Annotated in this window: 16 protein-coding genes; 10 read left to right on the forward strand and 6 right to left on the reverse strand. The window is 57.3% G+C overall.

Annotation, left to right across the window (positions count from 1 at the left end):
• Nucleotides 1-44: 44 nt before the first annotated feature.
• The gene (locus tag ACESLM_RS17760) at nt 45-5,279 is read right to left on the reverse strand and encodes an S-layer homology domain-containing protein (protein ID WP_372632906.1); all 5,235 of its coding nucleotides are present in this window, start codon (nt 5,277-5,279) and stop codon (nt 45-47) included.
• Nucleotides 5,280-5,474: 195 nt separating this feature from the next.
• Here ACESLM_RS17760 and ACESLM_RS17765 point away from each other — a divergent pair, with 195 nt between their 5' ends.
• Genes ACESLM_RS17765 through ACESLM_RS17775 form a run of 3 tightly spaced genes read left to right on the forward strand, consistent with a single transcriptional unit; the run spans nt 5,475 to nt 9,709 of the window.
• Nucleotides 5,475-6,665: a hypothetical protein gene (locus ACESLM_RS17765; protein ID WP_372632907.1), complete on the forward strand. Its 1,191-nt coding sequence runs from the start codon at nt 5,475-5,477 to the stop codon at nt 6,663-6,665.
• Nucleotides 6,608-8,605 (forward strand): ATP-binding protein, encoded by a 1,998-nt coding sequence (locus tag ACESLM_RS17770; RefSeq protein ID WP_372632908.1) that lies wholly within the window; start codon nt 6,608-6,610, stop codon nt 8,603-8,605. The genes ACESLM_RS17765 and ACESLM_RS17770 overlap by 58 nt, the downstream gene beginning before the upstream one ends.
• A gap of 3 nt (nt 8,606-8,608) precedes the next feature.
• Nucleotides 8,609-9,709: a response regulator gene (locus tag ACESLM_RS17775; protein ID WP_372632909.1), complete on the forward strand. Its 1,101-nt coding sequence runs from the start codon at nt 8,609-8,611 to the stop codon at nt 9,707-9,709.
• A 116-nt stretch (nt 9,710-9,825) separates the two neighbouring features.
• Here ACESLM_RS17775 and ACESLM_RS17780 read toward each other — a convergent pair whose 3' ends face one another.
• From ACESLM_RS17780 to ACESLM_RS17790, 3 genes are all read right to left on the reverse strand, one after another.
• On the reverse strand, nt 9,826-10,389 hold the full coding sequence (locus ACESLM_RS17780; protein ID WP_372632910.1) for an FAD-dependent oxidoreductase: 564 nt from the start codon (nt 10,387-10,389) through the stop codon (nt 9,826-9,828).
• A 120-nt stretch (nt 10,390-10,509) separates the two neighbouring features.
• Nucleotides 10,510-10,698 carry an H-type small acid-soluble spore protein gene (locus tag ACESLM_RS17785; RefSeq protein WP_094042059.1) on the reverse strand — a complete coding sequence of 63 codons (189 nt, stop codon included), beginning with the start codon at nt 10,696-10,698 and terminating at the stop codon, nt 10,510-10,512.
• A 4-nt stretch (nt 10,699-10,702) separates the two neighbouring features.
• Entirely contained in the window at nt 10,703-10,867 is a 165-nt protein-coding gene (locus ACESLM_RS17790) for a hypothetical protein (protein ID WP_372632931.1), read from the reverse strand.
• A 165-nt stretch (nt 10,868-11,032) separates the two neighbouring features.
• Between ACESLM_RS17790 and ku the strand changes: the two genes are divergently transcribed.
• The 3 genes from ku to ligD all read left to right on the forward strand — a co-directional run bounded on the left by ku (nt 11,033) and on the right by ligD (nt 13,868).
• Entirely contained in the window at nt 11,033-11,914 is an 882-nt protein-coding gene (ku, locus tag ACESLM_RS17795; protein ID WP_372632911.1) for a non-homologous end joining protein Ku, read from the forward strand.
• Nucleotides 11,915-11,981: 67 nt separating this feature from the next.
• Nucleotides 11,982-12,938 (forward strand): ATP-dependent DNA ligase, encoded by a 957-nt coding sequence (locus ACESLM_RS17800; RefSeq protein WP_372632929.1) that lies wholly within the window; start codon nt 11,982-11,984, stop codon nt 12,936-12,938.
• Between the two features lie 39 nt (nt 12,939-12,977).
• Entirely contained in the window at nt 12,978-13,868 is an 891-nt protein-coding gene (gene ligD / locus ACESLM_RS17805) for a non-homologous end-joining DNA ligase (RefSeq protein ID WP_372632912.1), read from the forward strand.
• Here ligD and cls read toward each other — a convergent pair whose 3' ends face one another.
• On the reverse strand, nt 13,869-15,308 hold the full coding sequence (cls, locus tag ACESLM_RS17810; RefSeq protein WP_372632913.1) for a cardiolipin synthase: 1,440 nt from the start codon (nt 15,306-15,308) through the stop codon (nt 13,869-13,871).
• Nucleotides 15,309-15,418: 110 nt separating this feature from the next.
• Here cls and ACESLM_RS17815 point away from each other — a divergent pair, with 110 nt between their 5' ends.
• Both ACESLM_RS17815 and ACESLM_RS17820 read left to right on the forward strand, forming a co-directional pair.
• Nucleotides 15,419-16,393 carry a M23 family metallopeptidase gene (locus ACESLM_RS17815; protein WP_372632914.1) on the forward strand — a complete coding sequence of 325 codons (975 nt, stop codon included), beginning with the start codon at nt 15,419-15,421 and terminating at the stop codon, nt 16,391-16,393.
• 5 nt (nt 16,394-16,398) lie between these two features.
• Nucleotides 16,399-16,833 carry a bactofilin family protein gene (locus tag ACESLM_RS17820; protein WP_372632915.1) on the forward strand — a complete coding sequence of 145 codons (435 nt, stop codon included), beginning with the start codon at nt 16,399-16,401 and terminating at the stop codon, nt 16,831-16,833.
• 19 nt (nt 16,834-16,852) lie between these two features.
• On the opposite strand, the gene rfbA is transcribed toward ACESLM_RS17820, so the two are convergent.
• On the reverse strand, nt 16,853-17,788 hold the full coding sequence (gene rfbA, locus ACESLM_RS17825) for a glucose-1-phosphate thymidylyltransferase RfbA (RefSeq protein ID WP_372632916.1): 936 nt from the start codon (nt 17,786-17,788) through the stop codon (nt 16,853-16,855).
• Between the two features lie 204 nt (nt 17,789-17,992).
• Here rfbA and ACESLM_RS17830 point away from each other — a divergent pair, with 204 nt between their 5' ends.
• Both ACESLM_RS17830 and ACESLM_RS17835 read left to right on the forward strand, forming a co-directional pair.
• Nucleotides 17,993-19,066, forward strand: a complete 1,074-nt coding sequence (locus ACESLM_RS17830; protein WP_372632917.1) for a nucleotidyltransferase family protein — start codon at nt 17,993-17,995, stop codon at nt 19,064-19,066.
• Nucleotides 19,067-19,166: 100 nt separating this feature from the next.
• Nucleotides 19,167-20,852 carry an ABC transporter ATP-binding protein gene (locus ACESLM_RS17835; RefSeq protein WP_372632918.1) on the forward strand — a complete coding sequence of 562 codons (1,686 nt, stop codon included), beginning with the start codon at nt 19,167-19,169 and terminating at the stop codon, nt 20,850-20,852.
• Nucleotides 20,853-20,895: the final 43 nt, after the last annotated feature.

The raw sequence follows: 20,895 nt of genomic DNA on the forward strand, positions 1-20,895 counted from the left end.
GGGGACGCCCCTCGCGTTTCCTAACCCCCTAATGAATTTTCTAACTATTTCACTTCAATGAGCTCCGACTTTTGCAGCAGCCTCTGGATGATCGCCGCAACCTCCGCGCGGGTCATGTTCGCCTTAGGGGCAAGCGTATCCGCGCTTCTGCCTGTTACGATGCCGGCTTGTACGCTGCTCGAAACCCCATTTTGCGCCCATTTGGCCACCTTTGCCGCATCTCCGAAAGGATGCAGAACCGCGTCTGCAGATTTGGCGGACCATGTATCTGCCAACCCGGTCAGCACCATCGCTTTGGACAGAATCAGCATCGCTTGTTCGCGGGTGATTTTGTCTTGCGGACGGAAGGTGCCGTCCTCGAAGCCGTCGATCAGTCGATATACATATGCCGTGTTGATCACGCCGCTATACCAGTCCGATGCTTTCACGTCGGAGAAGGCCGTCGCGCCGCTTTCCGGCTTAAGCCCCAGTCCGCGCACGAGAATGGCTGCGAATTCGGCGCGGGTAATGTCCCGATTCGGAGTGAACTTGCCGCCCCCCGTTCCGTCGATGACCATCCGCGAGCCCATATCGTTTACCGCAGACTTCGCCCAGTGCTTCGCCACATCGCTGAACTCAATCGGATTCCAGACAACGGCGTACGTACTGTTCGTCAAACTGTTGATCTTGGCAAAATATCTCGCGCCGTTCTTAGTCACCTGTGTCGGCACATGACGCACCGAACCGTCCGCCTCGATCACGACGCCTGTCGTAATCTTGTTCGGGTCGATTCCGTCCGGAATGGCGACTGTTCTCTCAACGTAAGCGTTAAACTTCGTCACGTTAACCGATTGACTGCCGTAAACCGCTGTAATATTGAACTCGAGCGGCGGCATGACGAGCGAGAACGTCCCTTTCTCCGCCGCGTTCTCCGCAAGCTTGACCGTCTCTGCCGTAGAGGCGGATATTTCAATCCGCACTTTGATGTCCGCCAGATTGGCCGGCTTGCCAAGCTGCGAGAAGATCGCGTCGATGTTGATCTCGTGCGCCGGAATCGTATAGGTCGCATTGTCCGTTTGGAGAACGAGAACCGCTTCCTTGTTCTCCATGTTTTTGACCATTTGGCCGTTCAGTTCGCCAATGATGACGTCCGACTTCGTTTTGACCGGAATCGTCACGACAGCGCCTTGGCCTTCAGCGGCCAGCTTGTCGTCCAGCTTCTTCTGGTCTATGGCTATAGTAAGGAGAGTTTGGTCGTTGCGCTTGCCGGTCGTAGCCGTTCCGGCGCTTTCCTCCTTGCCGTTCACCAGCACGATAACGGCCTCTTCGTTAGAGCTGCCGGATGTTCCGCCGTTCGCTCCTCCGCCGCTGCCGCCGGAATCGCCGCCCGAGTTACCTCCGTCGCCGCCGGTCGGAGCGCTCGGAACGACGGTGGAAGATGCGGTCGAAGCCGCGCTGCTGCCCGCTGCGTTAATCGCCTTCACCGTGAACGTATAGCTCGTGCCGTTGGTCAAGCCAGTAATTGTGATTGGGCTGGCCGCTCCGGTCGCCGTCAAGCTTCCCGGATGGGAAGTCACGATATATCCCGTGATCGAATTGCCTCCGTCGTTAGCCGGCGGCGTAAAGCTGATCGTCGCTAGGCCGTTCCCGGGAACAGCAGTCACGTTCGTCGGCGCTCCAGGAGACCCGGCTGGCGCTGTCGGCGTAACGCTTGCCGACGGTGCCGATGCCGGGGAATCCCCAGCGCTGTTCGTGGCAACGACCTTGAACGTATAGGTCGTGTCGTTCGTCAAGCCTGTAACCGTAATAGGGCTGGTCGTCCCCGTTGCCGTTATTCCTCCCGGTTCGGAGATAACCTTGTAGCCTGTAATCGCGCTGCCCCCGTTGTTCGCCGGAGGAGTAAAGCTGACCGTCGCCTCGCCATTCCCCGCGATGGCCGTCACATTCTTCGGCGCTCCGGGCGATCCGCCCGTTCCCGTCGATCCCGGCTCCGCGGAGACTTCGTTGGATGCGGCGCTTAAATCGTTGCCAATGCCCGCTTTCACGACAAAATAATACGTTTTTCCATTTACCAGGTTGGGCACCTGGTACGTCGTTGCTCCCGTTATCGTGACGTACTTCTCATCGTCAAAGCCCTGGGAGGTTTCGGAAACGTACACGTTGTAATACAACGCCCCCGGAACCGCATTCCATCCCAATTGTACTGAAGCGTCCCCTGCGACCGCCGTCAACTGTTGCGGATTTGCGGGTTTGCCCGGCAGATTAACGCTCTGAATCACGCTCGCATCCGCATACCCTGTCGCCTTAACGGTGACCGTGTGCGTGCCGCCGCTAAGCACGTCTCCATGAATGGTCAGCTTGCCCGCTGCAACTGTATAATCCGCAGTTGACAGCGCCGCTCCGTCTACGCTCACTTCTGTAATCGCTCCGCGCCATGTCGCATCATCCGTGAACGTAATTTCAATCGAATGATCCGTATCGTTATCGCTGTCGTCCGCCGTCAAAGCCGGAGGCTGAGCGGAACCGCCGCCGGACGAACCGGAGTTAATGTCGCTCGAAGACAACGCAATCTCGCTGAACCTCACGATCTTGCCGGCGCCGTCTACCTCGTACACCGCAATGTACTTGTTCGTTGCGGCGTCAACGCCCGAGATGTCACTGCCGGCCGTGTAGTTGGACGCTCCGATCGGCACGGCGTCTCCGACATTCGGCTGCGGCGTGCTTCCTGAACCGACCAGAACCTTCAACTGATTGCCCGCTCCCGCCGTCACTCCGTTCAGCGTCGTCGTTCCCGGTTGCGTTCCCGGCTGGGCCGTCGGCGTCGACCCGAAGCCCGGAGCCGGAGCAGTACCTCCGCCGGAAGAGCCCGACCTAATGTCGGCGCTTGTCAGTTCAATGACGCTGAACGACAAGATTTTGCCGGACGGGCTTGTTTCATACAATTCGACATACTTGTTCGTCGTTGCGTCTACGCCCCCGATATCGTCGCCGATCGTGTATGCGGTAACGCCAATCGGCGTGTCATCCCATACATACGGCCTCAATGCCGGATCGGCAGGAGAAGAGTTCACGCGCAGCATCAATTTATTGCTGCTCTTCCCTAAAGTGACCGAGGGCAGCTTCGTCGTGCCTGCCGCCGTACCCGGCTCGGCATCGGGCAGCGGATCAAAATCCGGCGCCGGAGGCGGGGTAACCTGGGTGAGAACGACCCCGTTCCCGCCAACGATGACGATTCTTCCATCGTCGCCGAATGCCGCGCCGGTGAACTGAACCTCGAAGAATCCGGAATCCGACAGTCCGGTAGCCTTCAGCTTATTCGCCCAGGTCAAACCGCTGTCCGTCGAAGCAAGAATCATGTCCTGTTCCCCTACCCACACATAGCTTCCGTGACCGTCATGGGCGAATCCCTGAAGAGCCCTCGATGAAGCAATGTTCCTCGAAACCCAATTCACTCCGTCGTCATCAGAGACATGTAGGGTGAGGTTCGTCCCTCCGTTGCTTATCAATCCATACAGAACATTGTCGGCGAAAGCCAGACCGTCAACCGTAACATTGCTCGCGATCTGCCAAGTATCCCCCTCGTCAGCGGAAACCAGAACGGCTGGCGGAACGATTCGCCATGAGAAGTTTTCATAAACTCGAAACCCCTGCCCTGTCGCAATAAACTTCCCATTGGCGAAGATCACGTCGGAGAATGAATGATATTGAACGTTATCCGAATACGACGGTGCCTCCCAGGTTACGCCGTCGTCCCTGGAGATGAAAACGTGCTGTAATACAGACGTTCCAACCACGCTGCTGACCGCAACCAAGGTACCTTGACCATCGCCATGGACATCGCCATAAGCGACGCTCCGAAGGTAACAATTGTCATTAGCGAAGGAATGATCCGCCCACGTCTGCCCGTCGGACGACAAGAGCACCGTACAGAAATCGCCGACTGCCACAAACTGTTCATTGAGAAACGCGACGCTTTCAAGGCTTCTAGACGTGCCGGAATCCCGACTCTCCCACTCCATCCCGTCCTCCGATGTCAGAATGGTCCCCTCCGACCCTACCGCCACATAGATTCCGTTCCCGTAGGTTACATCCCGAAGACTGGAAGCGGTCGGTTTTGGAGCAACAGGTCTCAGATTGTCCGGCATATCCGTGAAATCCCTTTGGCTGAAGCTGCCGGCTGTCAATTCGATCTGACTGAACCGAGTTACATAATCGGCGCTGTCTTTCTCATACAGCGCAATGTATTTGTTCGTCATTACGTCGGCGCCCGCAATGTTGGCCCCCATCGCATAAGCGTGATTAACAAATTCGCTCCCGTCCATAATCGACGGAGAAGGGGGATAATTGTTGGTGTCTTGCCGAAGCGCCACGCCCGCTGCCGGTCGGTCGATCGGCTCGGACGAAATTTGCACCGACAAGGTATGACCGGCCTCTGGCGTTACTCCGGACAGCTTCGTTGTACCCGGCTTCGTGCCGGGCTCTGCCTTTAACGTCGACGGAAAGTCCGGAATCAGCCAATCGCTGTCGGCAATATCGTCCGCCGTCAGCTCGATTTCGCTAAAAGCTACAATTTTTCCGAAGCCTGCCACCTTGTACAGGGCGACGTATTTATTGGTTACCGCATCTACCCCCGCAATATCCGCGCTACCCGAGTAAGCCACGAAACCCTCGTAGCCGGGAGGTGCGCTATCAATCTCGTTCGGTATGGGAGTAGGACTGGATGTCACCCGAATTACATATTGCCCCCCGGACCAAGGCTCCAGCGGCGGCAACCCCGTCAGCTTCGTCGTCCCCTGCTTCATTCCCGGCTCTGCAACGGGCAGCGGCGAAACGAAGAGCGGCACATCCTGCCCTTTCACAGCGACCATTACATAGGCTCTTGTTCCCGAAGGATTAGCGTATCCGGTCGGAGGGTCGTTCAGTTCCGCCCAGAAGTGATAATAATTCGCTACTGCCGAATTGTATGAACTACTTCCGGCTTCCTCCCAAGTACCGGGTTTCACGTCTACAAGAACTCTTGTATCGTCCTCTGCTTTGATCCATGCGCTTGTCACGCTTGCTTCCAAGGCATCGATCACGGCTTGAGCTGTGCCATAGACTGCGCCGGTGACTGTCGATCCGCCATCTACTATAATAATCTCCGGCTCGCTGAGCCTTACCGCACTTGGCTCCGCATATGCCGACGGGCTCGCCGTCGGCAGCCACAACGACAATACAAGCAACATAATCGTCAGTCTGGTTACCAGATTGGCGCCTGGAAACCTCTCACCATACTGCGGCTCTCGTTCCCGTTCCTTCATCTTCAACCGCCTCTCTTCGTCAACAACGATGTAAATATTTGCCTTGCAGACATCCTACCAAGACACAATAAACAAGGAATAAACAAATACCGACAACATACGACTCGTTGCATCTGGAGAAGTCGAATCTTGTTTACGATTTGTTTATTCCGATAAGGTAAGCTGATAGAATGACATAAGAAAGGAGGAGAGACAGTGCCCGGAAAAACGCCGCTAAGAAGGTCGATCGTGATCGGCGCGATCACTCTTCTGCTTGCCTCGCTCTTTGTTCTCTGGCTGACGAAAAACGAAGACGGCTTGCAAAACTCCCTGCAAGTTCGCGACGGAACGATGAGCTTGCACGATTGGAACCCCGATCAGATCCCGGCCGTCAAGCTGGACGGGGAATGGGAATTTTATTGGAATCGGCTGCTGACCCCCGAAGACTTTCGGATGCACGGAGAAGCGTTGACCGGAAGCGCCGCCTATATGACGGTTCCCTCCTCCTGGAACGGACAAGTTGTTAAAGGAGACAAGCTGCCCGTCTACGGGGCGGCGACTTATCGAATGGTACTGGCCGATCTCCCGTCTTCGGGAGTTTACGCCTTGAAAAAAACGAACATCCGATTTTCGAGCCGGATTTACGTGAACGGGGAGGAACTGCTGGCGGACGGACTGCCGGGCAGCGGCGACCAAGCTTACGAGCCGGGCAATCGGCCTCAGCTGAACGCTTTCTATAGCGATGGCAGAGAGGTCGAGCTCGTCGTGCAAGTCGCCAACTACGACTACGTCAATTCCGGCATTGTCGTCCCTCTCCTGTTCGGCAAGCACGAGGCGTTGAACGGCCTTCAGCAGCAAACGATGGCGCGGGAATTCGTCATCCTCTCGATTCTCGGCACGCTGGCGTTGATCTACGTCATCTGCTTCATTGCGGCGGCTATGTACAACAGGAAGGATTATTCCTTGCTGATGCTGGCGTTTCTCTGCGCGGTGGCCGGCATCTATCACAGTCTGATGGGCGAACGTTCGCTGATGCTGCTGATCCCGGACGTCTCGTTCGTGACGCTGTACAAAATCAAAGACGTAGCCTCGGTTCTCACTTGCATGGCGATGGCTTTATCTTTCTATCAATTGCAAAGAAGCATCATTTCGTTCAGGCTGACGCTGGCTGTCACGCTCGTGCTGGGGACTTTCGGAATGTTAGTCGTATTCCTCCCCATCAGCGCGTATACGCCAATTCAATATTACATCGTCATTATGTACCAACTGCTGCTCGGCTGGCTTTTCGCAAGAGCCGCTTATTTGTATATCCGCGGCGGGGAAGGCCATCGCTGGAAGGCCTTTCTGCTGTGCATCGCCATCCTGCCGATCAATTTTACTCTATCGATACGATCTTGTTCGCGCTAAGCGTCAGCTCATCGCTGCAATTCAGCCAATTCTGCATCATCGCGTTTAATCTGGCCATGCTCTTGCTCATCGTTCTCCGTTTTTTCGAAGCGTACAATACGATCAATGAGATGAAGAACCAGCTGCTGCGACTGGACAAAATCAAAGACGATTTCCTGTCCAACACTTCCCATGAACTGAGAACGCCGCTGAACGCCATCGTCAACATCTCCGAGACGCTTCTTAAAGGGGTGAACGGCCCGGTCAACGGGGAGCAGGCGCAAAACCTGTCGCTCGTAGTCGGCAGCGGAAGACGGCTGACTCATCTCGTCAACGAACTGCTCGACTATTCCAAGCTGAAGCACGGGGACATGAAGCTGCACAAAAGTCGTCTCATCTTGAAGGCGTACGTTGAATCGGTCATTCGCATTCATCTCTTCCTGCTGGAAGGAAAAAACGTGACGCTGGTCAACCGAGTGTCGGACGACCTGCCGCTCGTTCATGCGGACGGCATCCGGCTTACGCAAATTTTGCACAACCTGATCGGCAACGCGATCAAGTTCTGCGATCGGGGAGTCGTGGAAGTAAGCGCGGCGGTTGCGGGAGAATGGGTCGACATTCGCGTCAAAGATACCGGAATCGGCATAGAGGCTCACATGCAGGAGCGCATCTTCATGGATTACGAGCAAGGAGAGCATGCGGAAGGGGCTCAATACGCCGGAACCGGACTCGGATTGAGCATTACGAAACGTCTCGTCGAACTGCACGGAGGGCGCATCGGCGTTCGCTCGACTCCGGGGCAAGGCGCAACCTTCTCGTTTACGTTGCCCGTTGCGCCCGGTAAATCCGTCAAAACGGAAGCAGAGCCGCCGCGATACGCGAACGAAACCCTTTTCTCCGAGGCCGATCTGGCTCATCAGAATTATCCGCTGCGCGTCGAAGGCGAACAGCCGGAATCGATTCTGATCGTGGACGACAATGCGTTGAACCTGCAAAGCATGATCAATCTGTTCAAGCTCGAGAAGCAAACGATCGTCGCCGTCAATCGCGGAGAATTGGCGCTCGAAGCCGTTCTCTCGCGTCAGGAGCTTCTGCTCGTCATACTGGATATCACAATGCCCGATCTGTCCGGCTTCGAGGTGCTGCGCCGTATCCGCGAACGGTTCTCTCCCTTCGAATTGCCCGTTCTGATGCTGACGGCGCGAAGTCGCAGCGAGGACATCCGGCTGGCGATGGAGCTGGGAGCCAACGACTTCGTCGCCAAGCCGTTCGAATCCGAGGAACTGATGGCTCGGGTCAGAAGCCTCTCGAAGCTGAAGTCGTCGGTCAAGCTGGCCCGGGACGCGGAGATCGCCTTCTTGCGCTCCCAGATCAAGCCTCATTTCCTGTACAACGCCTTGACCGCGATCGCCGAGCTGTGCGTGACCGATTCCCGGCAGGCGGAGGAAGTGACGCTGCAGTTGTCGCGTTATTTGCGCAGCAGCTTCGATTTCAAGCATCTGGACGCGTTAACGACGCTTAGCAACGAGTTGGAATTGGTCCGCTCCTATGTCGCGATCGAGCAAGCCCGCTTCGGAGCCCGGCTGCAAGTGGAGTACGAGGTAGACGCCGATCCGAACCTGCTGATCCCTCCGCTCATCGTTCAACCGCTGGTAGAAAATGCGATTCGGCACGGAGTCATGTCCAACTCCAGAGGAGGCAAGGTGAGTCTTCTCGTTAAGGGAAGCTTGGGGAACGGGGTCGTTTTATGCATAGAAGATAACGGCCGCGGGATGAGCCCGCAGAAGTTGAGTCGCGTGCTCCATCCGGATTCGGCGGCGAAAGGCATCGGGTTGTGGAACATCAGCCAGCGCTTGCGGCTTCTGTACGGTACGGAGATGCGGTTCGAGAGCAAGGAAGGCCGAGGCACGCGAATCGAGATCGCGCTTCCCGGAGAAAACGCGATGGCGAAAGGAAGTTGACGGATGCTGCGAATCATGATTGTAGACGACGAGGAGCTCGCGGCGATGAGACTGAGGCGCATCGTCGCCGAATACGGCGAGCCTAGCGAAGTCGTCCTGTTTCTGGACTCGCTGGAAGCGCACGAATATGCCAAAAAGCATGCAGTGGACGTCGCTTTTCTGGACATCTCCATGCCGGACATCAATGGCATGCAATTATCGAAGCTGCTGACGGACGTTAACGAGTCGATCAAAATCGTTTTTGTAACCGGATATGACGCGTATGCGGTTCACGCCTTCGAGTTGAACGCCTTGGATTATATGATGAAGCCGGTCACGGCGGAGCGGCTGAACGTCACGATGAAGAGAATCCGGGCAGGGCGCCCGTCGATCGAGGCGACAAGGCCTCCGCTCGAAGTGTTTCTGTTCAACGGCATGACCGTAAGCGTCCGGGACGCAGACGGCGTACGAGAAGCCGTGAAGCTGAGAAGTCCGAAAACCGAAGAACTGTTCGCCTTTCTGGTGTGCAAGCGGACCGTGCACAGAGAGGAAATCATCGATACGCTATGGAACGGATTCGTGCCCGACAAAGCCTGGAAAAACTTGAATTCCACGCTGTATTACGTTCGCAAGGCAATTAATGCGGACGGACGCAAATGCGAGATCTCGATGGCGGGCAATGAAATCCGGATCAACGCGGACGAGTTGTACTGCGATCTGCACGACTTCGAACGGTTGCTGAAGGAAATTCGGCGCGACCCGGAACGAAACGCCGGCCTGCTCCAAAGAGCCGAGGCACTGTACTCGGGACCGCTGCTGCGGGGCAAAGCTTATGATTGGGCCAGCGGATACGCGCTCAATCTCGAGCGGCAATATACGGAGCTGTTGGAGCTCCAAGCCCGCCATTTCCGTCAACGTGGGCAGCTGCTTCAGGCGTTGAACGGCTATGGCGAGATTTTGAAGCTGGATGCCTTGCGCGAAGATATCCACATCGAGCTGATTCGCATTTTCCTGGAGCTTGGCCGCAAAAACGAAGCGATCCGGCAATACCGGCAATTGGAGACGATGCTGCTCTCTGAACTGGGGATGGAGCCGGATTCGAAAATCAGGGAGTTGCTGCAATAAGCCTTGAATCCGACACGCGGACGGACGATGCCCGAACGAGGCCGTTCCGCAACCTAACAGAAGGCTTTGCGCCACCCCATATCGGGGTGACGCAAAGCCTTCTTAATTATTCCCGCTTAAACCTTCAGAACGTCATGATCGACGTACCGCTCTCCATTCAGCTCGCTGACGACGTTGATTGCCACTTTGGCGCCGTCGCCCGCGGTAATGATCGTGTGCATGCTGACTCCGGCGATCGTACCGGCCGCCCATACGTTGGCGAGATTCGTCTTGCCGTCGGGGGCGCAATCGACGATCGTCTTGATCCTCGGCTCGGTGCCTGGCTTGGTGACGATGCCGCTTGCCTCGGCTACATCCGCGAACAGACCGGTGGCGATTATGACGTGAAGCGCCTCGTACGACTGCCCGTCCGCTTCGATCGTAACCGAGCCGTTCACGGGAACGAGCTTTGTCGCTTTGCCCGTCACGAACTCCGCTCCGAATTTGGTCGCCTGCTTCTTGCCTACGGCTACGAGATCGGGACCGGTGATCCCTTCGGCGCCGTAATGGTTTTCCACCCATGCGCGTTTCGTTACGCTCTGATCGTTATCGATCACCAGCGTTTTCTTGCCGGCCTTAGCGGTAAAAATCGCGGCGCTGGCTCCCGCCGGTCCTCCGCCGATAATGGCAACGTCGTACATCGCACTCACTCCTCATGTGAAAATTAGGAAGCTCCACTTTATTGTAACACGCGAATGAATCGCTTTCAAAAAGTAAGCCCCACTCCGAGGAAATCCGTTCGTACGACGCGCCCATCCCTGCTAATGGGATACTTCCTCCAGCCGCTCCACGCCGACCGTCTGCACGTCCGTCGGACTCTGGCCGACCTGAACGGTCGCCACGCCTCCCTCGACGTCAACGCGCTCGATCCAGACCGGCTCTCCGCTGTCCAGGCGAACTTTGATGTTATCCGCCGATTCGTAAATTTCCTTAGCTCTTTGCGCATCCATAGAATCAGTCCTCCAAGGTTTCCTCGATGTCCGGCACCCATCCGTTCTGAAAAGTAACCTGCCCGCCGCCCAGCCCTTCGTTCACCATCCGGTCGACGTCCATGTCGTATTCGTCCCTGCCTTCGTAAATCGAGTCTTCGAGCCCTTTCCCGTCTTCTTCGGAAGCCACTTGCGGCATCTCCCTTCGGCAATGGATTGAGTCTTTACCAATATTCCCTGTCCGATTGTTTTCCATGCGAATGGGCAACTTAAAGCCGTGTTCGAGAAAGTCCGGTTGTCCGCTCCCTGAATTCAAATTTCGTCGTCGAACCTCTACAGCAAAGGAGCGTTAGCCATGCATACGGTCTGGAAAGGCGCGATCAGCTTCGGGCTCGTGCACGTTCCCGTCAAAATGTTCACCGCCACCGAAGACAAGGATATCCATCTGAGGATGATTCACAAGGCTTGCGGCACGCCGATCGCCAATGTTCGCACTTGCCCCCACTGCGAGCAGGAGGTCGCTTGGGAAGAGATCGCCCGCGGCTATGAGCAGGAGAAGGGACGGTTCGTGCTGTTCGAGCCGGAGGAGCTGGACGCGATCAAGCCGGACAATACGAAAACGATCCAGATTCTCGACTTCGTCGATCTGACGGAGATCGATCCGCTGTACTACCAAAAGGCGTATTACCTGTCTCCGGATCAAGCGGGATCGGGCGCATATAATCTGCTCCTCGAAGCGATGCGGCAGTCCGGCAAGATCGGCATCGCCAAAATCGCCATCCGCAGCAAGAGCAGCCTTGCGGCCATAAGGCCCGTCGACAACTGCATCTGCATGGAGACGATGCATTATCCGGACGAGATTCGCCCGCTGCAGCTCGTCCCTAACTTGCCCGAGCAGACGAACGTCAACGAGAAGGAGCTGACGATGGCCAAGATGCTCATCGAGCAGTTGTCGACTCCGTTCGAGCCCGGGAAGTACACCGACGACTACCGCATTGCTCTGCAAGAAGCGATACAGCGCAAAATTTCCGGCGAAGGCGCGGACATCGTCACCGCTCCGGACGTGGAGAGAACGAACGTCATCGATCTGATGGCCGCGCTTCAAGCTAGCCTGGAAGCCGCCAAACCGGGAGCCGCCCCGACGGATTCCGACGATGCCGGGTGGGGATCGCGGCAAAGCCAAAACCCGGGGAACGCGCGGGCGCAAAAAAGAAGGGGCGGTGCCTTGACGCCATGAAAGCCGCGAATGCGATTACGCCTACCAGATCGTTGTTCCTGCTTAGGATTACCGTCGGACCTTGGCCATGGAGCTAGAGCCCGTCATTCCGTTCGAGCCGATCGCCGTGACCGACTTGCCGCAGGAAGACGGCTGGGTGGCGCAGATCAAATGGGACGGCGTTCGTATGCTCAGCTACTTCGACGGCCGGGAGGCCCGCCTGATTAACCGACGGCGCAACGATCGTACGCTGCAATATCCCGAATTTGCCGATCCGACCGTCTACTGCACCTCTACCTCGTTCATTCTCGACGGCGAATTCATCGCCTTTGACGAGGTTCGGCCTTCTTTTCACGAGGTAATGAAGCGCGACGGCCTGCGCATGCAATCGGGCATAGCCGCGGCGCTTCCCAGGGTCCCCGTCACTTATATGATTTTCGACGTGCTGTATACGGGAGGAAAATGGGTTGTCGACCTGCCGCTGGAACGGAGGCAAAGCTTGCTGGAGGAAATTATCGTTCCGAACGAACGCGTTCAGTTGTGCCGAAACTTTCACGATTCTTCCGGTCTGCTGGAGCTGATGAAAACCCGCGGGATGGAGGGTGTCGTCTGCAAAAAGCTGGGCGAAGCTTACGGAATCGGCAAGAAGGACGGCCGCTGGCGCAAGCTGAAGCTGACGCGTGATCTGTACGCCGCGGTAGGGGGCGTCACTTACAACGGGCCGACGGTCAACTCGCTGCTGCTCGGCTTGTTCGATGGGACGGAGAAGCTGCATTTCATCGGATACGCGGGGACGGGGAAGCTGTCGCGGGAACATTGGAGGGCGCTGACCGAGCGCATTCCTTCGCTGGCCGTGCGGGAGATGCCGTTCTCAAGCCGGCCAGACCGGGAGAAAGGCGTCACCTGGGTAAAGCCTCATCTGGTTGCCAAGGTACAGTTCCTGAACTGGACCAAAGGGGGAACGATGAGACACCCCAGCATTCAGGCGCTGCTGCCGGAGCGTTACTTGGCGGAGTGCGTCGTCGGACAGAACGGCGCGGATTAAACGGAGTCCGATTTGCCGGAGAACGGAGGTACTTAGCGCATGATCAAAACGAAAACGGTCGTGCGGCTGGGAGAACACGAGCTGGCCATCTCCCATCCGGATAAGCCGATCTGGCCGGAAGCCGGCATTACGAAGCTGAAATACGTGCAGCTCTTGGCGGAGCTGGCTCCTTTCCTGCTTCCGTATACCGAAGGCCGCTATTTGACGACGATTCGCTATCCGGAGGGGATACACGGCGTATCCTTCTATCAGAAAAACTGCCCCGAGCCGATCCCGGAATACGTGCGAACCTCCAAGGACGGCAGCATCAACTTTGTCGTGCTGGACTCCGTGGAGACGCTGCTCTGGACGGGAAGCCTGTACAGCCTCGAATTCCACGTCTCCTCCGACGAGATCGACAACCCGCTGCCCAATACGTGGATGCTCGACATCGATCCTTCGCTTGACGAGGAGCCGCGGCTGATGGAAGCGACGGAGCATGTGCTGCAGGCGCTGGATTCCCTCGGCCTGAGCGCCGCGGCCAAAACGTCGGGAGCGACCGGCGTGCAGATCGTTATGCCGATCGAGCGCGGTCCGGACTTCGACGAGCTGCGCCGCTTCGGCAAATTTCTCTCCGAATATCTCGTCGCGCGCCAGCCCCGCCTCTTCACCGTGGAACGGCTGAAGAAGGACCGCGGTCCGCTGATCTATCTCGATTATTTGCAGCATTACGCCGGCAAGACGCTTCCCGCCCCCTATTCCCCCCGCGCGCGTCCCATGGCTACGGTATCGACCCCGCTGACCCGCGACGAGGTTCGCAAGGACGTCAAGCCGACCGACTTTCACCTGCTGAACGTGCCGCAGCGGCTCCGCGAGCGCGGAGACCCGTTGGCCGCGGTGCCCAGACAATCGCTCGGCCCGGTCATCGCCCATCTGCTCGGCAAGAAATAGCTACAGCAGCGGAGACAGGATCCGCGCCATCGCTTCCTTGACTTTCTGGGTACGCGACCGCTTCAGAAACCTCTGCAGATTAATCTCCTCGCTGTTCTGCAGATCCTGCAGAAAATGCCGCTCTACCTCGGCAATGGCAGCCGGATCGAACAGATGCGCATTGATCTCGAAGTTGCTGTAGAAGCTCCGCAGGTCCATATTCGCCGAACCGACGACGGCGGCGAAGCGATCGACGACCAGCGTCTTGGCGTGGACGAAACCCTTCTTGTACTGCCACACCCGAACGCCCGAACGCATCATCTCCTCCGCATAGGACAGCGTCGCCAAGTGAACGAGCCACGTATCCGGAACATAGGGAATGATCAGCCGAACGTCCATCCCGCTGACGGCGGCGTCGCGAAGCGCCATCGCCACGCTTGCGCTCGGGATGAAATACGGCGTCGTCATCCAGATGCGCTCCTTGGCGGCGTTCGCCATCGCGAACACCGAATCGTGAATCGCGTCCCCTCTCCGGTTCGGTCCCGCTGGCACGATCTGTACCGCCTCCGCCTCGGGAATTCCGTGCTCGGGGAAATACGACGGATCGTCCGACTTCAGGCTCGTCGCGATCTCCCAGTCTTTCAGAAACACCTCCTGAAGCCAGTAGACGGAATCCCCCTCCAGCATCAGGTGCGTATCCCGCCAATAACCGAGACGGGGGTGCTTGCCGATGTATTCGTCGCCGAAGTTCAAGCCTCCGATAAAGCCGACTTTGCCGTCCACGACCGTGATTTTCCGATGATTGCGGTAGTTCATTCTCTTCTTGAGAAACGATGGCCGAAGCGGAAAGAAGCAAGCGCATTCCACGTCTCCCTCCCTCAGAATCCGGATATAGGAGTCCTTAAGCTTGATGCTGCCGATGCCGTCGTACAGCAGCTTGACCCGCACGCCCTCGGCCGCCTTGCGGAGCAGCATCTGCTGCAGCTGCCTGCCGATGCCGTCGTCCCGAACGATATAGGACGAAATATGAACGTGCGACCTCGCTTCGCCGATCGCGTGCAGCATCGCAGCGTACGTATCCTTGCCGTTGTTGAACACGGCCGTCCGGTTGCGTCCCGAGACGGGGAGCTCGCCGCGTTTGAGCAGCGTGCGGAACAGGCGCGGCTGTTCCGCGATCCCGGTCGGCGACAGCGCGGCGGGGTCCGTCACCGTCATCGTCATCGCCAGCAGCTTGGCGCGGCGGCGCTGGTCCAGGCTGCCCCTGCGGCGGGCCTTCCGACTTCTGCGATACTCCGTCGCCAGAAAGTAGTAGAGAATAAAGCCGACGAACGGGAACAGAAACAGGATGAACAGCCAAGCCGTCGCATGGGCCGGCCTCCGAAACTCGAGCAGCAAAATGGTGGCCGCCTGGAAGATAAAGATAAGCAGAAGCAGGCAAAGTCCGAACGCAATCATATCCATCGTACCCTCGCGTCTCTTAATGATTTCCAGGAATGAAAGAAAGCTTTCAAGAATAAATAGCAGTAGTACAGGGAAGAGCCCGACAAATCTCGATTCCGAAAGGAGAGCCGATGGCACACAGACGACGGAAAGCGAAATGGTCGTTCATCCTGATCCGGGACGCCGACTATCGGGTGAAGCAGTTCCGGGTGTCCGGGCGAGCGATTGCCGCGCTCCCCGTAGCCGCCGCGCTAACGGTCGCAGGGGCGTTCGCGGCCAGAGAGCTGGAATCGCTGCAGCGGATTCACGAGCTGGAAGCGCTGCTCGACGCCGGGGAAGTCCGCAGCGGAGCCGCCCTCGCGGCCAAGAACGGAGAAATTCGTTCTCTGAAGCAGGAACTGCTCGAACTGAACGACAGAACCGGGCAATTGCAGAAGAGGATGAACGAATTGGCGGTTCTGGAAGCCAAGCTTCGGCAATTCATCGGCCATTACGGCGACGGTCAGACGATTCCGCTGGGCGGGCCCGCTTCCGAAGTAGCGGTATCCTCCTATGCCGTCGCCGCGTCCGATAAAGTGTCGGCCGCCGCGGTCGAACTGACGATCGAAGACATCGCGGAATTATCGCAGATGCTGGGCGAGCTGGCCGACTCCATGGAAGCCAATCTCCGCAAGGCGGAGCGGCGGCAGGCCGAGCTGGACGCGCTGCCGTCGGCCTGGCCCACCGTCTCCAGACGGTTGACCTCGGGGTTCGGCTACCGAAGCGATCCGTTCACGCGCAAAACCGCGTTTCATGCGGGAGTGGACATCACCGGCGACGTCGGCGATCCGATCTTCGCCGCCGGAGACGGCACGGTCTCGGAAGCCGGGTTCAATCGCACACGTGGTAATTATATCATCATTGCCCATCGGACGGGTTTGGAGTCGCACTACTTGCATTTAAGCAAGATCGGAGTGAAGATCGGACAGCGGGTAGAGCGGGGCGACCGGATCGGGGAGATGGGCAACACCGGGCGCAGCACCGGACCGCATCTGCACTTCCAGATCGTCGCCAGCGAGAAGCCGGTCAACCCGCTCCCCTATTTGCGACAAGTGAAGGAGGATTGAGAGCCATGTTCGGAAGCAAGCGCAGAGCCGGCACGACCGATACGTTGATCGGCGCCGGCACGGAGTTTAACGGGCTGATGAAATCCGAAGCGGACGTGAGGATCGAGGGAGCGTACCACGGGGATATCGAGAGCAAGGGCAGCATCGTAGTCGGAAAAGGCGGCGTGGCGCGGTCGAACATCACCGCGCGCGACGTGACCATCGCGGGCAAAGTGTACGGGGACGTACATACGCTCGGCAAGCTGGTCATCACCGCTACGGGACAGCTTCACGGCAATTCCCAAGCCGCCGTTCTGCACGTTCAGGAGGGCGGCATCCTGAACGGCGGCAGCCGGATGGACGGGGGCGACGACAGGAAGCCGGCCGGCCCTGATATCCCGGTTTCCGGCATCTCCGCCGGCGCGGTCCTGACGGAGAAAAAAACGAAGCAGGCGGGGTAATCCCTCGCCTGCTTCGTCGTTAACCGACGGTCTCCGGGTTCAGCATGTTGGCGCTGGAGACGGAGATCGGGAGCTTTCTTCTCTTCTCGTTATACTCCGCCGCGAAGGCCAAATATTTTCCGTACTCGTTCTTCATCATCGGCTCCGCGAGATTCAACAGCTGCTCCTTGGTAATGTAGCCCTTCAAATACGCGATTTCCTCCAGGCAAGCTATCTTCAGGCTCTGCCTCTTCTCGATCGTTTCGATGAACTGGGACGCTTCCAGCAGCGATTCGTGCGTTCCAGAATCGAGCCACGAGAATCCCCTGCCCATAATCTCCACATGCAGGTCGCCCTGCTCCAGGTATACTTTGTTCACGTCGGTGATCTCCAATTCTCCCCGTGCGGAAGGACGAATCGATTTGGCGATGTCGACCACCCGGTTGTCGTAGAAGTAGAGACCCGTAACCGCATAATTCGTCTTCGGATTCTCCGGCTTCTCTTCGATGGAGACGACCTTGCCCGTCTCGTCGAAGTCGACGACTCCGAAGCGTGCCGGATCGTTCACGTAATATCCGAAGATCGTGGCGCCTTTTCGCTTGTGGACCGTCCGGTCCAGCATCAGCTGCAGTCCGTTCCCGTAGAACAGATTATCCCCCAGAATCAGCGAGACGGAGTCGTTGCCGATAAAGGATTCTGCGATCATGAACGCTTGCGCGATGCCGTCCGGAGAAGGCTGAACGGCGTAAGAGAACGAGACCCCCAAGTCGGTTCCGTCTCCCAGCAGCCGCTTGAATCTCGGCGTATCCTCCGGCGTCGAAATAATCAGAATGTCTCGAATGCCGGCCAGCATGAGCACTGATAGCGGATAATAGATCATCGGCTTGTCGTAGACCGGCAACAACTGCTTGGACACGGCCCTCGTCAAGGGATATAAACGCGTCCCGCTGCCTCCAGCCAATAAAATTCCTTTCATTCCCGAATCTCATCTCCCATATCCTCTTAATTTGAGAAACATTTTGTATCATATAATCCTAATTTATGATACAAATAGTAACATGTCAACTATGAATCTTTCGCAATCTTCAGGATACATTTCGTGACAAACACCCTTGACACGATACATTATGTATCTTAAAGTGGGTGTATGACTTCTTCTCTCAAGGAGTTGGGCCGAAATATGATGATCCCTTTTCTGCGAGCGCTTTACTTGTCCGAGCACGGGATCGGCGAGACGAAAATCGATTACGCGCAGCTGCTCCAGGAAATCGAAAGCTCGTCAACCGGAGCTCAGATTTACGCTTTGTTGAAGGAGGCCGAACGGCTCCGTTCCGTTCCCGCCTTTTTCTTTGCGGCTCTTTCCCGCATCTATCAGGCCTGCTTCATGCAAAACATGGTGATCCGGCATGAAACCGAACTGCTGCTTCGCAAATTCGAGGCCAACGGCATTCCTGTCATCCCTCTGAAAGGAACAATGCTGGCGGAACGCTATTTCGGGCATTTCGCCGCCAGAGGCACGTCCGACATTGATCTGCTGGTGGCCCCCGAGCATATACAAGCTGCTCTTGCTTGCGTGGCCAACGCCGGTTACTGTACTCCGCTGAAGGAAAACCCGGAGCACTACCATCTGGAATGGACGAAGACGTCTAGCGGGCTTCCGGAGCCCCTGCCGGTCGAACTTCATTGGAGCCTCGCTCCGAGCGGCACTTCCCGAATGGACATGAGGACGGCGTGGGAGAATTCGATCCGTCTCGACGGATACGACAATGTTCGAGTATGGAACGCGACGTATACGTTCTACGCTCTCTGCCTTCATGGAGCCAGCCATCTGATGGACTCGGCGAAATACATCCTCGATCTGCTGCACTTGCTTGTCCGGCATCGGGAGGGGATCGATATGGAGTGGATTTGGAATCAGGCGCGATCCGACGGAACGAGCAGGAGAGTCGTCGCCGCCTTGGCCTGCCTATACGGACATTTCCCTGAACTGCGAAGCGTCAAGCCATTGCCGTTCGAGCCCAGGCTGCGCTTCTGGAAGCCCGATGCCGAATCCGGCTCGATCCGCAGAACGATTCGCAAGTTGACCGTAATGGACTCCTGGCGTTATCGACTCGGCTACCTATTCCGGACGGTAATTCCCTCGGAAGCTCTCGCTAGGTACAGCCTGGACGACGCCGGGTCTCCAAGATCGCTTCCCGCTCTCTATTACCGGCTCTACAAGCAACGGCTTCGTAAACTAATAAGAGGCGCTTAACGGCGTTCAGAGGTGTTCGACCATGCGCACGACTTCCGTCTCGGCAATAAATGCCTCCGCATTCAGTATTCGATTGCGTCGCTTTCTCGGATACGACGAAATGAAACGGCCATTCACCAGGTTATGGAGATATATCCGCAAATACCGGGCGATCTACGGTCTGCTAGGGTTTCTGATGTTTGCCGACATCGGCTTAACCTTGTTCTTCACCTGGTTCTTGGGAGCGGCGGCCGACGCCGCGATCGCCGGGGAAACGAAGCGAATCGTCGGACTCATGGCGTTAGGCGCCGGCATCGTGATTTTCTCCTTTCTGGCCGATTTCTACGAATCCGTGCTGCAAGCGGAGACCGTCCAACGAATACGGAGAGATCTGAAGCAAGATCTGATGCATCATCTGCTTCGGCTGCCGGCCGGTTACTTCACCAGACACCATTCCGGCGAGCTTGTTTCCAAGCTCACCCAGGACGTTTCCGGAATAGACGGCGCCATCGGAAGCCATCTGTTGAACCTCCTCCGCATGCCCGTCCTGGCTGCCGCCGCATTCGTTTATCTGCTCGCCATCCATTGGGAGCTGGCCCTGGTCTGCGTCATGATCGGGCCCGCGGCCGTCATCGTCGGGGGGATATTCGGCATGAAGGTCAGGGACAACCGCAGGCGGCTTCAAGAACGGTTGGGAAAAGTCAATTCGCTGCTGCACGATATTTTCTCGGGGCTTCCCGTCATTCGGGTGTTCTCGATGGAGCGCAAGCTGGCTGCTTCTTACGGCGCTCATTGCGATCAGGTGCTCAAGCTGGAACGCAAGGAAGCCCGTCTAGTCGGCTGGCTGCAGGCCGGCTCCGGCGCTCTGTCGTTAACCGCATTCTTCGTCAGCATCGGGATGGGGGCCTATCTGGTCGCGCTTGGCCGGATAACCGTCGGATCGCTCTTCGCGTTCGTGACGCTCATTCAATATTTGTTTTATCCCTTTTCCGGAATTGCCGGACAATGGGGCGGACTGCAACGATCGCTCGCCTCCGCCGAGCGGATATGGAACGTTCTCGACGAGGAACCGGAACTTCCGGCTATGCCGCGTCATCTGCCTCCTCCCCTGCTTAAGGACGGGATTCGGCTCGATCGGCTTTCCTTTGTCTACGAGAAGGGCATTAAGGCTGTCGACGGCGTCGACCTGTTCATCCCTGCGGGCAGCCACGTTGTCTTCGCAGGCCCCAGCGGTTCGGGCAAGAGCACGCTGTTCCGACTGCTGACCGGGCTGCTCCGGCCTACCGAAGGCAATATCTCGTTCGATGGAAGGACGCAGACGGCGACGGAGCCGGACGTATGGAGGAGTTATATTTCTTATGTTCCGCAAGAACCGTACCTGTTCGCAGGAACGATCCGGGAGAACATCGCGGGCGGAAAACCGGACGCAGACGAGCGCGAAATCGTTCAAGCGGCCCAGGACGCGAACGCCCACGACTTCATCGTCGCTCTTCCGGACGGCTACGACACCGTCGTGGGCGAACGCGGAGCCAACTTGTCGGGCGGGCAGAGGCAGCGCCTTACCATCGCGCGGGCCTTGCTGAAAAACGCTCCGATCCTTCTGCTGGACGAAGCGACGTCTTCCCTCGACCTCGAATCGGAAGCGCTCGTCAAGGAAGCCCTCCGCCGGCTCATGAGGGACCGAACCGTATTGACGATCGCCCATCGCCTTTCCTCCATCAGTCAAGCGGACCGTATTTTCCTCATCCAGCAGGGAAGGCTCGCGGAAAAGGTAAAATCCGAAACAAAGCTGATCCTGAACGGTTAGGTACAGAACTTGCGTGAAAGGAGGTGACGATACCTATGAACAA

The sequence above is a fragment of the Cohnella sp. genome, from assembly GCF_041641335.1.
Taxonomy (GTDB): domain Bacteria; phylum Bacillota; class Bacilli; order Paenibacillales; family Paenibacillaceae; genus Cohnella.